Source organism: Kitasatospora sp. MY 5-36 (genome assembly GCF_001182915.1).
Classification (GTDB): domain Bacteria; phylum Actinomycetota; class Actinomycetes; order Streptomycetales; family Streptomycetaceae; genus Kitasatospora.
Genome location: NZ_LFVW01000278.1, coordinates 1 through 14,322, shown reverse-complemented (window position 1 = coordinate 14,322; position 14,322 = coordinate 1). Strand labels below are relative to the sequence as shown.

The window sequence follows — 14,322 nt, the reverse complement described above, 5'->3', positions numbered from 1 at the left end:
TGTGGGAGAGTAGGACGCCGCCGAACAATTCTTCTAGAGAAGCCCCCGCCGGGTGAACCGGTCGGGGGCTTCTCTGTTGTAGGGTCAACATGCAATTGTCGTCACACGGGACAGGAGGCCCCCCGGGTGGAGGTCCAGGAGACGCGGGTCCAGACCGATCGCGTCCTCACCATCCCCAATATGCTGAGCATGGGCCGGCTGGTCGGTGTTCCGCTCTTCCTCTGGCTCATCCTGTGGCCGGTCTTCGACGGGCCCAACAATGACGGTTGGGCACTGCTGATCCTGATGTTGAGCGGGATCAGCGACTACCTGGACGGGAAGCTCGCCCGCCGGTGGGGGCAGATCAGCCGGGTGGGGCAGCTGCTCGATCCGCTGGCCGACCGGCTGTACGTCCTGTCCACGCTGGTCGGGTTGACGTGGCGTGGGATTCTGCCGTGGTGGCTCACCGCGATCCTGTTGGCCCGTGAGGCATTCATCGCCGGCCTGCTGCCGATTCTGGCCCGGCGCGGTTACGGACCGCTCCAGACGAGTTTCCTGGGGAAGGCCGCGACCTTCAATCTGATGTACGCGTTTCCGCTTCTGCTGCTCGGCAGTGTCGACAGCTGGATCGCCCGGCCGGCCGAGGTGGTGAGCTGGGCGTTCATCTGGTGGGGGACGACCTTGTACTGGTGGGCCGCGATTCTTTACGCGGTCCAGGCGCGGCAGATCGTCCGGGGGAGCACCGCGGGCCCGGCGTCCACAGTCTGAGACGTGATCTGAGAGAAGCCCCACGCCTCCTCGGTGCGTCGGACGATACCTTCCGGGTAGAGAACCTTCTGGAACGCTTTGATGGACCTGCCGGTCCACCACCGCGAAGGAGGACGCACCCGTAATGAAAGCCGTTGTAATGGCAGGGGGCGAGGGCACTCGACTCCGCCCGATGACCTCCAGCATGCCGAAGCCGCTGCTTCCGGTCGCCAATAGGCCGATCATGGAGCACGTGCTTCGGCTGCTGAAGCGGCACGGCCTCTCCGACACCGTCGTCACCGTGCAGTTCCTGGCGTCGCTGGTCAAGAACTATTTCGGTGACGGCGAAGAGCTGGGCATGCATCTGACCTATGCCCACGAGGAGACGCCACTGGGCACTGCGGGGAGTGTCAAGAACGCCGAGGACGCGCTCAAGGACGATTCCTTTCTGGTGATCTCCGGTGACGCGTTGACCGACTTCAATCTCTCGGAATTGATCGACTTTCACCGCAGTAAGAACGCTCTGGTCACCGTCTGTCTCACGAGGGTGCCGAATCCACTGGAGTTCGGCATCACGATCACGGACGAGGAGGGGAGGGTCGAGCGGTTCCTGGAGAAGCCGACCTGGGGGCAGGTCTTCTCCGACACGGTGAACACCGGTATCTACGTGATGGAACCCGAGGTCTTCGACTACGTCGCGGCGGGCGAGTCCGTCGACTGGTCGAGTGACGTCTTCCCCCAGCTCCTGAAGGAGGGCAAGCGGGTCTACGGGTACGTCGCCGAGGGCTACTGGGAGGACGTGGGCACCCACGAGAGCTACGGCAAGGCCCAGGCGGACGTCCTGGAGGGCAAGGTCGACGTCGAGCTCGACGGGTTCGAGATCTCCCCGGGGGTCTGGGTCGCCGAGGGCGCCGAGGTGGACCCGGAGGCGGTGCTGCGAGGGCCGCTGTACATCGGGGACTACGCCAAGGTCGAGGCCGGCGTGGAGATCCGCGAGCACACCGTGCTGGGCAGCAACGTGGTCGTCAAGCGCGGCGCGTTCCTGCACAGGGCGGTGGTGCACGACAACGTGTACGTCGGGCCGCAGAGCAATCTGCGGGGCTGCGTGGTCGGCAAGAACACCGACGTGATGCGGGCCGCGCGGATCGAGGACGGCGCGGTGATCGGGGACGAGTGCCTGGTCGGCGAGGAGTCGATCATCGGGGCGAACGTCCGGGTCTACCCGTTCAAGACCATCGAGGCCGGCGCCGTCGTCAACACCTCGGTGATCTGGGAGTCGCGCGGCCAGGAGCACCTGTTCGGGGTCCGAGGCGTCTCGGGCATCCTGAACGTCGAGATCACCCCGGAGCTGGCCGTCCGGCTGGCGGGGGCGTACGCGACCACGCTGAAGAAGGGTGCCACCGTCACCATCGCGCGTGACCACTCGCGCGGTGCGCGTGCGCTCAAACGGGCGATGATCTCGGCGCTCCAGACCTCCGCGATCGACGTCCGCGACCTCGAGAACGTGCCCATGCCGGTGGCCCGGCAGCACACGGCGCGGGGGAGCGCGGGCGGGATCTTCCTGCGGACCACGCCGGGTGTGCCGGACTCGCTGGACATCCTCTTCTTCGACGAGCGCGGGGCGGACCTCTCGCAGGCCGGCCAGCGCAAGCTCGACCGCGTCTACGCGCGCCAGGAGTTCCGGCGGGCCTTCCCCGGTGAGATCGGGGACCTGACCTTCCCCTCCAGCGTCTTCGACTCCTACGCGGGAAACCTGCTGCGGACGGTGGACACGACCGGAGTCCGGGAGGCCGGGCTGAAGGTGGTCGTGGACACCGCGCACGGCAGCGCGGGCCTTGTTCTGCCGAGCATCCTGGGCCGACTCGGGGTCGAGGCGCTCACCGTCTCCAGCGGGCTGGACGAGGCGCGGCCGACCGAGGACGCGGAAACGCGGCGGGCGGGCTTGGCCAGGCTCGGTGAGCTGGTCGCCTCCTCGCGGGCGGCCTTCGGGGTGCGGTTCGACCCGGTGGGCGAGCGCGTCGCGTTCGTGGACGAGCTCGGGCGGGTGATCGACGACGACCGGGCCCTGCTGGTGCTGCTGGACCTGGTCGCCGCCGAGCGGCGCAGCGGGCAGGTGGCACTGCCGGTGACCACCACCCGGATCGCCGAGCAGGTCGCCGCGTACCACGGCACCCAGGTCATCTGGACCACGACGACGCCGGACGACCTCGCGAAGGCGGCCTCCGCCGAGGGCACGGTGTTCGGCGGGGACGGGCGCGGCGGCTTCGTGGTGCCCGAGTTCAGCGGGGTGCTGGACGGTGCCGCGGCGTTCGTCCGGCTGGTCGGCCTGGTGGCGCGGACCCAGCTCACGCTGAGCCAGATCGACGCCCGGATCCCGCAGGCGCACATCCGGCGCCGGGACATCGCGACGCCGTGGGCCGCCAAGGGCATGGTCATGCGCTCGGTGGTGGAGGCGGCCGGCAGCCGTCGGCTGGACACCACCGACGGCGTCCGGGTGGTCGAGGCGGACGGGCGCTGGACGCTGGTGCTCCCGGACCCGGCCGAGGCGGTCACCCACCTCTGGGCGGAGGGCCCCGATGACGAGGCCACCGAGGCCCTGCTGGACGAGTGGGCGGCCGTGGTCGACGGAGCGGGACGGTGACGAACCGGGACTGAGCACGATCAGGAGCTGAGCTCGGAACCGCCTCGGACGGCGGGGCGCGCGGTGTGACCCGCGCGCCCCTCTGTCCGTTTTCACATCATTCGGAATATTCCGTCACATTCCGTCATGTGTGCAGCGTGTGTGCAGCTCAGGGGCCGTGCACGGGCCCCCTCGACGACATGGGACGATGGTCTCCATGCCAGCGACGCCGACGCCGAGTGCCCCGAACGGACGGTACAACCGCCCGGACGCCTCGATGTCCTTGCTGACCAACGTGATGGACCACAGCCTGGACGAGGGCTACGCGGAGGCGGCCGCCGCGCGCGGCGGTGCCCGCGACAGCCGGATACCCGGGACCCTGCCGGGGCTGCTGACGCTCGGGGCGGGGCTGGCGCTGGTCGGCGCGGTGGTGACGGTGGGCGCGGTGAACGCGCACAAGGCCGAGCCCTCGCTGGCCAAGGAACGGGACGCGCTGATCCACCGGATCAACGACAGCAACACCTCGGCCGACCGGTTGCAGAAGCAGGTGCAGGAGCTGCGGCTCAAGGTCGACAGCACGCAGCAGCAGGCGCTCGCCTCGGGCGACGCCGATCCCGGCGGGGTGAGCGGGGCCGTGGGCCTGGGCCAGGTCACCGGGCCGGGCGTGAAGCTGGTCCTGGAGGACGCCGCGGGCACGGGCAGCGGCGGCAACGTCGACCCGAGGGCCGGGCAGGGCTTCTCCAACAGCGGCCGGCTGCGGGACCGCGACCTGCAGCTGGTGGTGAACGGCCTCTGGGGATCCGGGGCCGAGGCGATCGCGATCAACGGCCAGCGGCTGACCGCGCTGTCCGCGATCCGGGCCGCGGGCGAGGCGGTGCTGGTGGACAACCGGCCGCTGGTGCCGCCGTACAACATCCAGGCGATCGGGGACGGCTCGAAGCTCCTCACCGCCTTCGAGAAGGACATGGCCGGGCAGTACCTGCGGCTGCTCCAGGAGCAGTACGGCATCAAGTCGACGCTCTCCGTGCAGAAGAACCTGACGCTGCCGGCGGCGGTGGGGGTGACGCTGCGGACCGCGCAGCCGGTGACGCCCGAGGCCTCGCCCCCGGCGACCGCGGGCGCAACGCCGCCGGCCGGAGCCGGAACCCAGGAGAGCCCCGGCGCGTCCGTCTCACCGTCGGCCTCGCCTTCCGCTTCCGCCTCGTCGGCCCCGACCAGCGGTGCTTCCACCGCCAAGCGGCGTCCGCCGACCGGAACCACCAAGACCACGACAGGGACAGGAGCAGCCAGACCGTGATTGCCGTACTGGGTCTTGTGATCGGGGTGGTCGTCGGCCTCTTCGTCCAACCCGAGGTGCCGGACGCCGTCGTGCCCTACCTGCCGATCGCGGTGGTGGCGGCGCTGGACGCCGTGTTCGGCGGCGTCCGGGCGATGCTCGACGGGATCTTCAACGACAAGGTGTTCATCGTCTCGTTCCTGTCGAACGTGGTGGTCGCGGCACTGATCGTCTTCCTCGGTGACCAGCTGGGCGTCGGCTCGCAGCTGTCCACCGGCGTGGTCGTCGTCCTCGGCATCCGCATCTTCTCCAACGCGGCCGCGATCCGGCGCCATGTCTTCCGTGCCTGAGTCGGGCCGCGAGCCCGCGGCGGAGGACGGGCGGGAGGCGGCGGTGGCCGGGCCGGCCGCCGGGAAACCGGCTGGAGAGCCGGGCGGGAAAACGGTCGAGAAGGCGGTGTCGAAGCCCGTCCGGGAGGTCGTGGACGCACCTCGGACGGACAGTGCGGCGGACGCGGACGAGGCTGCCGGGACGGCCGGGGAGACCGCCGAGGCCGTGGGGCCCGTCGTCGCCTCGGCGGAGAAGTCTGACGCTAAGGCTGAGCTTGAGGCCGGTTCGGTGCCCGAGCCGACGCTGCGGCTCACGAAGGTCACCGCGCCGGCCCCCGGGGACGAGCCGAAGACCGAGCCGAAGACCGGGGCGAAGCCGGAGTCCGCGCCTGCCGCTGAGCCCGAGCCCACGCCCGAGCCCGTGTCGGGCCCGGAGCCCGCGCCGGAAGCGGGGTCCGAGCCGGAACCCGAGCCCGAGCCTGTCGCGGACCGGAGTGCCGGCCGGCGGCGCCTGAAGGCGGCGCTCTGGCCGCCGCGGCTGTCGCGCGGGCAGCTGGTGGTGGCGCTGCTGCTGTTCTCGCTCGGCCTGGGGCTGGCGATCCAGGTGCGGTCGACCAACGACCACCACAGTCAGCTCCGCGGGGCCCGCCAGGAGGACCTGGTGCGGATCCTCGATGAACTGGACAGCCGTCAGCAACGTCTTCAGCAGGAGAAGGCGGAGCTGGAGCAGTCCCTGGCGAAGTTGGAGAACAGCTCCAACCAGGCCAAGGAGGCCCAGGAGCAGACCAGGAAGAAGGCGACGGAGCTCGGCGTGCTCGCCGGCACCGTCAAAGCCACTGGTCCGGGCATCGTACTCACGGTCGATGATCCCCAAGGGCAGGTGAAGGCAGATATGCTGCTGGACACCCTGCAAGAACTTCGAGCGGCGGGGGCGGAGGCGATTCAGATCAACGATGTGCGCGTGGTGGTCAACACCTACTTCACCGACCTGTCGGCCGGTGGGGTGCAGATCGACGGGAAGAAGGTCTCGCAGCCCTACCGCTTCACGGTCGTGGGGAACCCGCAGGATCTGACACCCGCGCTGAACATCCCGGGAGGTGTCGTCCGCACGTTGGAGAGCCACCAGGCGCGGGCGACGATCGCCCAGCAGCAGAAGGTGGTCGTCGACGCCCTCGTGGACCCGAAGTCGCCGCAGTACGCCAAGCCGGCTTCGAAGTGACGGGGCGCCCGGCGAACGGCCCGTCAAGGGCGGGCGGCACCCGCTGCGGGGCGCCGCCGTCACATGGGCGAGACTGGTTCGCACCAGTACGCTCCGGAGCAACAACCGCAGTACCAACCGCCGGAGTACCACTCCAGCGGGCCCGAGCCGCAACGACCGGGCCCGCAGCATGTCCGAGGTTCTCACCCTGCCCCGCGGGCGGGTCTGTCACACGCAAGGGGATTCGCCCGTGAGTTTCTTCTCGAAGTTGTTCGGTCGTAACAAGGGCCGTGACGCCGCCGCCGTCGAGGCGCCCACCGCGCGTCACCGCCGACCGGAGGACGAGCCCGCAGTGCCGGGCATGCGTCCGGCCCCCGAGGCCGCGCCGTACGCAGGTCAGCAGCTGTACCGGGACGGCGGCGCCGCCCAGTACGCGGGGAATCAGGCGGGCTACGGCGCGTCGGTTGACCCCTCCGGCGAGCCGCGCATAGGTTTCCCGTCAGGACCCTCAACCTCTGGTGGAGGGTTTGCCCCGGATCCGTACGCCGGGCACAACCCGTCGGGTGTGCCGCGCCAGGAGGCTGTGAACATGGCTGGCCCCACTCCGTGCCCCAGGTGCGGCAACCGGAACCCGGCCGCGGCCCGGTTCTGTTCCAACTGCGGCACGGCGCTGCGCGGCGGCCTGCTTCCGGAGGGGGCGGCGGAGACCACGTCGACCATCTCCATCTCCGGCCTGGAGTCGTACGACCCCACCACCACGACCGGCACCGGCGCCACGCCGGCCCTGTCGGCCGAGGTGCTGTCGGCGATCGACGCGCTGCCGCCGGGCTCGGCCCTGCTGATCGTGCAGCGCGGTCCGAACTCCGGCAGCCGGTTCCTGCTGGACTCGGACGTCACCACGGCGGGTCGCCACCCGCAGGGTGACATCTTCCTCGACGACGTCACGGTCTCGCGCCGCCACGTGGAGTTCCGCCGCACCCCGGCCGGCTTCAGCGTCGCGGACGTGGGCAGCCTCAACGGCACCTACGTGAACCGGGAGCGGATCGACGAGGTGCCGCTGAACAACGGCGACGAGGTGCAGATCGGGAAGTACCGGCTGGTGTTCTTCGCCGGCCACAACCGGGGGTACTGAAAACGACGTCGGCAGGAGCCCGAGTGAATACGAATACCCCTTCCTCTTCTCTCGGGGCGGCCACCCCAACCCCGTCCGGTCCGCAGGCGGACCGCGGCGGACGCGGGGTGGTCGCGGGCCCGCGGCAGCCGGTCCGGGCCGAGCGGCCCGCCGGCCGCCGGCGCGGCGGTGACGAGCTGCTGAGTATCGGCGCGGTGCTGGCCTTCCTGCGCGACGACTTCCCCGAGGTCACCATCTCCAAGATCCGCTTCCTGGAGGCTGAGGGGTTGGTCGAGCCGCAGCGCACGCCCTCGGGGTACCGCAAGTTCAGCCCGGCCGACGTCGAGCGGCTGGCCTACGTCCTGCGCATGCAGCGGGACCACTACCTGCCGCTGCGGGTGATCCGGGAGCACCTGGACGCCATCGAGCGCGGTGAGAACCCGCCCGCGCTGCCCTCCGCCGCCGACACCCGGCCCGGGCCGCTGGAGGAGGCGGACCGGGAGCTGGTGGCCGGCGGAGAGGTGCCCTCCGGCGTCCGGCTGGGGCGCGCCGAACTGCTCGCGGCGGCCGAGGCCGGGGAGCCGGAGCTGGCCGAGTGGGAGTCCTACGGGCTGGTCGCCCCGGGACCGGACGGCGGCTACGACGGCGAGGCGCTCCAGGTGGCCCGGCTGGTCGCGGAGCTCGGCCGGTACGGGCTGGAGCCCCGGCACCTGCGCGCCATGAAGGCCGCGGCGGACCGCGAGATCGCGCTGGTGGAACAGGTGGTGGCGCCGTTGCGCCGGCACCGGAACCCGCAGACCAGGGCGCACGCGGAGGCCACCGCCCGGGAGCTCGCGACGCTGTCCGTACGGCTGCACGCGGCCATGGTCCAGGCCGGGATGCGGACGCGCGGATAGCGCGTGCCGCCCGCGGCGCGCCCTGGCCGCACCGCGCTGACCAGCGGCATCGGCCCTGCGCTTTCATATCCGGGAGCGGAGCCATAGGGTTGCCTGTGTGAATGAGCTCGACGTCGTGGGTGTCCGAGTGGAGATGCCTTCCAACCAGCCGATCGTGCTGCTGCGGGAGGTCGGGGGAGATCGCTATCTGCCGATCTGGATCGGCCCCGGCGAGGCGACCGCGATCGCCTTCGCCCAGCAGGGCATGACGCCGGTGCGGCCGCTGACGCACGACCTCTTCAAGGACGTCCTGGAGGCGCTCGGCCAGCAGCTCACCGAGGTCCGGATCACCGACCTGCGGGAGGGCGTGTTCTACGCCGAGCTGGTGTTCGCCGGCGGGGTCGAGGTGAGCGCGCGGCCGTCCGACGCCATAGCGCTGGCGCTGCGCACCGGCACGCCGATCTACGGGAGCGAGGAGGTGCTCGCCGAGGCGGGCATCGCGATCCCGGACGAGCAGGAGGACGAGGTCGAGAAGTTCCGCGAGTTCCTCGACCAGGTGTCGCCCGAGGACTTCGGCGGCAGCGGCCCGCAGTAGCGGGGCCCGACCGTGCGGCCTTTCGGCCCATCGTTTTGCCAAAATCCGTCCATCTACCCACACTAGGGGCACGAAAAACCACTCTCCTGAGTGATGTGGTTTGTCTGGCCCGGCGTGGCGATCGTTGACGGGTCATAGGGGACTGCCTACCGTCAGGAGTGGCTGTCCGGGTGGCCGATGCCCGCAGTCGGGTTGCCCGCAGCACAAGTGGACGGAGGCAGGCATGAGCAGCACCGGCGATGACGCGGCCGTGGGAGGCCGGTGCGCCGTGCACATGCCGCGCACCGCTCGCACCGTCACGGATTTCCCCCGGGTCGGCAGGTTCCCGGCCGTACAGGCGGGCCAGCCGGCCATCGAACGGCTGGCCCCGACGTCCGACCTGCTCGGCTTCCGGGGCCCGACGGCCTGTGCGGCGGCCGGCATCACCTACCGTCAGCTGGACTACTGGGCCCGCACCGGACTGCTGGAGCCCAGCGTCCGCACCGCGTACCCGTCGACCAGCCAGCGGCTCTACAGCTTCCGCGACATCCTGCTGCTGAAGATCGTGAAGCGGCTGCTCGACGCGGGTGTCTCGCTGCAGAACATCCGGGTGGCGGTCGCCCACCTCCAGGCCGCCGACCAGGCCGACCTGGCGGGGATGACGCTGATGTGCGACGGCGCGACGGTGTACGAGTGCACCACGCCGCAGCAGGTGGTCGATCTGCTGAAGGGCGGTCAGGGGGTCTTCGGCATCGCGGTCGGAGCGGTCTGGCAGGAGCTGGAGCTCACCCTCGGGCGGCTGCACGCCGAGCGCACCGACACCGGCGAGACGATGGTCGGGCACGACCCGGCCGACGAGCTGGCCCAGCGGCGCAACCGGGCGGTCTGAGCAGGCGTTCGACGGGGCCGCGGGCCCGGACGGGGAACCGTTCGGACCCGCGGCCCCGTCGTGTTCCCCGGTTGACGTGATCGAGGGAGGGCACGTGGGAGTCGGTACCGGTATATCGGGGCTGCTGCGGCGCAGGGCCGGACTGCTGGGGGCCCGGCTGCGGCAGCGGCGGACGCAGCGCAGGGTGTTCCAGGTCGGAACGGTGCTCTGCTCGCTGGCGCTGGCGCCGAGCGCCTGGGTGTGGTTCGCCGCGGGGGACCGGGTGGGCACCGTGGAGAGCGCGCCCGCCGCGCCGGTCGCGGTGGTCTTCGGGGCCGGCCTGTACCAGGGCAAGCCCTCCCCGTACCTGGAGCACCGTCTGGTCGCGGCGGTGGACCTGTACCGGGAGGGGAAGGTGCAGGCGATCCTGGTGACCGGGGACAACGGGCGGGTCGAGTACTCCGAGCCCGACGCGATGTACGACTACCTGACCCGGAACGGCGTTCCCGAGGACCGGGTGGTGCGGGACTACGCGGGCTTCGACACCTGGGACTCCTGCACCCGGGCGCGCCGGATCTTCGGGGTGGACCACGCGGTGCTGGTCAGCCAGGACTTCCACGTCCGCCGGGCGCTGGCGCTGTGCGAGGCGGCGGGCATCCGCTCGTACGCGGTCGGGGTGCCGGAACTGCACGACGCGACCTGGCTGTACGGCGGGCTGCGGGAGGTCGCCGGGGCGGGCAAGGCGGCGGCCAACGCCTGGCTGCGGCCGGACCCGGTGTTCCTCGGGCCCCGGGAGGACGGCATTCCGAAGGCGCTGGCGGAGGCCGCGAAGCAGTAGCGACGGGGGCCGGGAGCGGGGCCTCCGGCCCGGTTCGTACGCACTGTCGGACCCGTACGCGATGATCGGCGGGTGCGATCTCTGCCGAGCATCATCCACCTCGACATGGACGCCTTCTTCGCGGCGGTGGAGCAGGCGGCCAAGCCCAGCCTGCGCGGCAAGCCGGTGGTCGTCGGCGGGCTCGGCGGGCGCGGGGTGGTCTCCACGGCCTCGTACGAGGCGCGCAGGTTCGGGGTGCACTCGGCGATGCCGATGGCGCAGGCGCGCCGGCTCTGCCCCAACGCGGCCTTCCTGGCGGGGCGGTTCGAGGCCTACCGGCAGAACAGCGAGATCGTGATGGGGCTGCTGCGGCAGCTGTCCCCGCTGGTGCAGCCGCTCAGCCTGGACGAGGCCTTCGTGGACCTGGAGGCAGGCCCGTACGGACCGGCACTGCTGGAGGCGGACCACGAGACCGGCGAGCGGCTGGTCCTCGCGCTCGCGGAGGACCTGCGGGCGGACATCCAGCGGTCGACCGGGCTGACCGGCTCGGTCGGGGCGGCCGGGTCCAAGCTGATGGCCAAGATCGCCTCCGAGCAGGCCAAGCCGGACGGACTGGTCATGATCGAGCCCGGGCAGGAGCGGGCCGTGCTCGGCCCGATGCCGGTGCGGGCGCTGCCCGGGATCGGGCCGGCCACCGAACAGGTGCTGCGCCGGGCCGGGCTGAGCACGGTGGCCGACCTCGCGGAGGCGGGGGAGGCGGAGCTGGTGCAGCTGGTCGGGCGGGCGCACGGCGCCGGGATCTTCCAGATGTCCATAGGGCTGGACGAGCGGCCGGTGATCGCCGACCAGGACGCCAAGTCCGTGTCGGTGGAGGACACCTACGAGGTGGACCTGGCCGACCGGGAACGGGTGCTGCGCGAGGTGGAGGCCCTGGCCGGCCGGTGCGTACGGCGGCTGCGGGCGGCCGGGCGCTCGGGGCGGACGGTGGTGCTCAAGGTCCGGCGGTTCGACTTCTCGACGCTGACCCGCTCGGAGACGCTCGGCGGGCCCACCGACGACGAGGCGGTGATCACCGCGACCGCGCGCCGGCTGGCCGAGCAGGTGGAGATCACCGGCGGGGTCCGGCTGCTCGGCGTGGGCGTCGCCCAACTCGCCGACTACACCCAGGAGGACCTGTTCGCCCAGGCGCTGCGGGAGGAGGCCGCGGAGCACGCTGAGGCGGCGGCCGAGGCCGAGGAGCCCGAGGCGGAGCCGGAGGCCGTCGTGGTGCGGCGGTGGGTGCCCGGACAGGACGTCCGGCACGAGGAGTTCGGTCCGGGCTGGGTGCAGGGCAGCGGCGTCGGGAGGGTCACCGTACGGTTCGAGACGCCGTGGGACGGGCCGGGGCGGGTACGGACCTTCGCGGTGGACGACCCGGCGCTCGAACCGTCCCGGCCGCTGCCGCTGCGCCGGGACGCGGGTGTGGACGAGGGGCCGGACGGTGTGTCAGAGGGGAACGGCGGGCCGGGGGAAGGAGGCTGAAACGCGAAGCGGCCCCACCCGGTGGGGGAGTACCGGGTGGGGCCGATCACCGTGCCGGACCCCGTGCGTTCGTGATGCCCTCACGATGTACGGGGACCGGGCCCCGCGCCCTGTCCCTGAGCGCGGGGGCCGGACGCCTCGTCAGGCGTCGGTCTTGACCAGCTCGGGGCTGGAGTCCTGCTGGGCCGAGCCGCCGACGACCGTCGCGGTGGCGGCCGACTTGGTGCCGCGGATCAGGAACGGGACGACACCGGCGACGACGCAGACCACGGCCGCGGTCCAGAACGCGTGCTTGTAGGCGTCCAGGGTGGGCAGCGACAGCGGGATCTGCGGCGGCAGCTTCATGGTGTCGCCGGTCAGGATGGCGGCCATGACGGCGGTGCCGATCGCGCCACCGACCGTGCGCAGCACGGAGTTCATGCCGTTGGCGATACCGCTCTGCTCGACCGGGACGGCGCCGTTGATGTAGGCCGGCATCGCGGCGAAGGCGAGGCCGACACCGAGACCGAAGATCGCCGAGGCGGTGTAGATGTCGCCCTCGTGCCCGTGGCGCACGGCCAGGTAGGCCATCGCGATGGCGCCGAGGACGCCACCGAGGACCAGCGGCAGGCGCGGGCCGCGACGGGCGATCAGCAGGGCGCCGACCGGGGCGGCGACCATCGAGCCGATCGCGGACGGCAGCAGCAGGAGGCCGGCGTGCAGCACGCTGGCGGTGAAGCCGTAGTGGGTCAGCTTCTCCGGGGTCTGGGCGAAGTTGCTGATGACCATGAAGGAGCCGTACATGCCGAAGCCGATGAGCAGGCCGGCCACGTTGGTGAAGGCGACGGCCGGACGGGCCATCATCTTCATGTCCACCAGCGGGTGCGCGACCTTGGTCTCGATGATCCCCCAGATCAGGGCGACCACGGCGGCGACGGCGAACAGGCCGAGCGTCTTGTTGGAGGTCCAGCCCCAGTGGTTGCCCTGGCTGACCGCGACCAGCAGCGCGGAGAGCCAGCCGGCCAGGGTGAGGGCACCCAGCGGGTCGGCGCCGCCCTCCTTGTCGGTCACCGGGTCGGTCGGGACGCGGAAGGCGACCAGGGCGATCGCGATCAGGCCGAAGACCAGGCCCATCCAGAAGATCGACTTGTAGTTCCAGTGCTCCAGCAGGAGACCGGTCGCGACCAGGCCGAGGCCGGAGCCGACGCCCATCGAGGCGCTGATGGCGGCGACGCCGCCGGTCACCTTCTGCTTGGGCAGCTCGTCACGGACGATGCTGATCGCCAGCGGCAGGACGCCACCGCCGGCGCCCTGGAGGACACGGGCGACGACCAGCCAGGTGAAGGAGTGGGTGCTGACCGCCAGCGCCGAACCGGCGACCAGGCCGGCCAGCGAGATCAGCAGCATCGGCTTGCGGCCCCGGAGGTCGCCGAAGCGGCCCAGGAGGGGAGTCAGCACGGCTGCGGAGAGCAGGTTGGCGGTCATCAGCCAGGTGACGCTGGACGCGGAGACGTGCAGTTCCTTGGCCAGCGAGGGCAGGATCGGGACGACCGCGGTCTGCACCACGCTGAACGACAGCATCGCCAGGATGAGGGCCGGCAGGACCCGGGCGCTGCTCTGCTTCTCGGCCGCGGTGGTGGGCTGTGGTGCCTCACTCACGGTTGCTTCCTCCCGTACATAGTGAATGAACTGAAGTAACCATGCAGGGAGATACTTCAGAGTGTCAAATATCGAGTGGTTAAGTTTTGGCAAAGGTGAACGGTCGGGTACGTGACAAGGGCCGTGGCGGGGGTGGCGGGTGCGGGGAGGGTGCCTGCGGTGGGTGTGCGAGAGGGGCCCCGGACGGTGTCCGGGGCCCCTCTTCGCGGGTGGTGTCAGACGAGCGGGCGCAGCGCGGCCGGGCGGGGTGAGTCGGTGGCGGGGGGTGAGGCGGGGGGCGGGGGCGAGCCGGCCGGGGAGGGGTTCTGGGTGGCGGTGGTGTCGTGGACCTCGACGTGCTCGCGGCGGAGCTCCTCCCGGACCACCTCCTCCGTCGTGTAGCGCTCGACGACCAGGCGGACCCGCTCGACGGGCGCGAGGTACTTGCGGACCACCGCGCGCTCCTCGCGGAGGGTGACCTCCTCGACGGCCTCGGCGATGTCCTTCTCGCTGAGCGTGGCGCGCTCGGCGTCGCTGACCGGCATCCGCTCGACCCGGACGCGCTCGTGGACCACGGGGATGCGGCGCTCGACCTGTTCGGTCGTCACGTACTTGCGCAGCTTCGCGGTGCCGAGGGTGTGCCACTCGGTGGTGACCTCCAGCCGCTCCTCGCGGCAGGTGATCTCGACCGGGCCGCTGGGGGCGGACGGGGCGCCGTCGGCGTGCGCGGCGCCGACGGTCGCCGCCGGGGCGGGCGTAGACGCGGGCGCGGGAGCGGGCTGCGACTGCG

General features: G+C 71.5%; 13 protein-coding genes. 11 read left to right on the top strand and 2 right to left on the bottom strand.

What is annotated here, in order from left to right; translation table 11 throughout:
• Positions 1–126: 126 nt before the first annotated feature.
• The 11 genes from AE652_RS19540 to AE652_RS19490 all read left to right on the top strand — a co-directional run bounded on the left by AE652_RS19540 (position 127) and on the right by AE652_RS19490 (position 11,915).
• Entirely contained in the window at positions 127–747 is a 621-nt protein-coding gene (locus AE652_RS19540; protein WP_049653270.1) for a CDP-alcohol phosphatidyltransferase family protein, read from the top strand.
• Between the two features lie 124 nt (positions 748–871).
• On the top strand, positions 872–3,367 hold the full coding sequence (locus AE652_RS19535; RefSeq protein ID WP_049653268.1) for a mannose-1-phosphate guanyltransferase: 2,496 nt from the start codon (positions 872–874) through the stop codon (positions 3,365–3,367).
• Positions 3,368–3,563: 196 nt separating this feature from the next.
• Positions 3,564–4,643, top strand: coding sequence for a DUF881 domain-containing protein (locus tag AE652_RS19530; protein ID WP_049653280.1), 1,080 nt, complete (start codon positions 3,564–3,566; stop codon positions 4,641–4,643).
• Positions 4,640–4,972, top strand: a complete 333-nt coding sequence (locus AE652_RS19525) for a small basic family protein (protein ID WP_030062488.1) — start codon at positions 4,640–4,642, stop codon at positions 4,970–4,972. The genes AE652_RS19530 and AE652_RS19525 overlap by 4 nt, the downstream gene beginning before the upstream one ends.
• 283 nt (positions 4,973–5,255) lie before the next feature.
• A complete protein-coding gene (locus AE652_RS19520) occupies positions 5,256–6,170 on the top strand; it encodes a DUF881 domain-containing protein (protein ID WP_049653279.1) in 915 nt (304 codons plus the stop codon).
• A gap of 568 nt (positions 6,171–6,738) precedes the next feature.
• Positions 6,739–7,281: an FHA domain-containing protein gene (locus AE652_RS49500; RefSeq protein ID WP_049653265.1), complete on the top strand. Its 543-nt coding sequence runs from the start codon at positions 6,739–6,741 to the stop codon at positions 7,279–7,281.
• 179 nt (positions 7,282–7,460) lie between these two features.
• Positions 7,461–8,156 carry a MerR family transcriptional regulator gene (locus tag AE652_RS19510; RefSeq protein WP_198959445.1) on the top strand — a complete coding sequence of 232 codons (696 nt, stop codon included), beginning with the start codon at positions 7,461–7,463 and terminating at the stop codon, positions 8,154–8,156.
• Positions 8,157–8,253: 97 nt separating this feature from the next.
• On the top strand, positions 8,254–8,730 hold the full coding sequence (locus tag AE652_RS19505) for a bifunctional nuclease family protein (protein WP_030303568.1): 477 nt from the start codon (positions 8,254–8,256) through the stop codon (positions 8,728–8,730).
• A 223-nt stretch (positions 8,731–8,953) separates the two neighbouring features.
• Positions 8,954–9,598, top strand: a complete 645-nt coding sequence (locus AE652_RS19500; RefSeq protein WP_049653260.1) for a MerR family transcriptional regulator — start codon at positions 8,954–8,956, stop codon at positions 9,596–9,598.
• A gap of 124 nt (positions 9,599–9,722) precedes the next feature.
• On the top strand, positions 9,723–10,415 hold the full coding sequence (locus AE652_RS19495) for a vancomycin high temperature exclusion protein (protein WP_369808307.1): 693 nt from the start codon (positions 9,723–9,725) through the stop codon (positions 10,413–10,415).
• 72 nt (positions 10,416–10,487) lie between these two features.
• The gene (locus tag AE652_RS19490; protein WP_049653257.1) at positions 10,488–11,915 is read left to right on the top strand and encodes a DNA polymerase IV; all 1,428 of its coding nucleotides are present in this window, start codon (positions 10,488–10,490) and stop codon (positions 11,913–11,915) included.
• A gap of 141 nt (positions 11,916–12,056) precedes the next feature.
• On the opposite strand, the gene AE652_RS19485 is transcribed toward AE652_RS19490, so the two are convergent.
• Both AE652_RS19485 and AE652_RS43140 read right to left on the bottom strand, forming a co-directional pair.
• Positions 12,057–13,553: an MFS transporter gene (locus AE652_RS19485; protein WP_063780197.1), complete on the bottom strand. Its 1,497-nt coding sequence runs from the start codon at positions 13,551–13,553 to the stop codon at positions 12,057–12,059.
• Positions 13,554–13,768: 215 nt separating this feature from the next.
• Positions 13,769–14,322, bottom strand: a 554-nt coding sequence (locus AE652_RS43140; protein WP_159028493.1) for a YsnF/AvaK domain-containing protein, incomplete at its 5' end; no start/stop codon positions are given.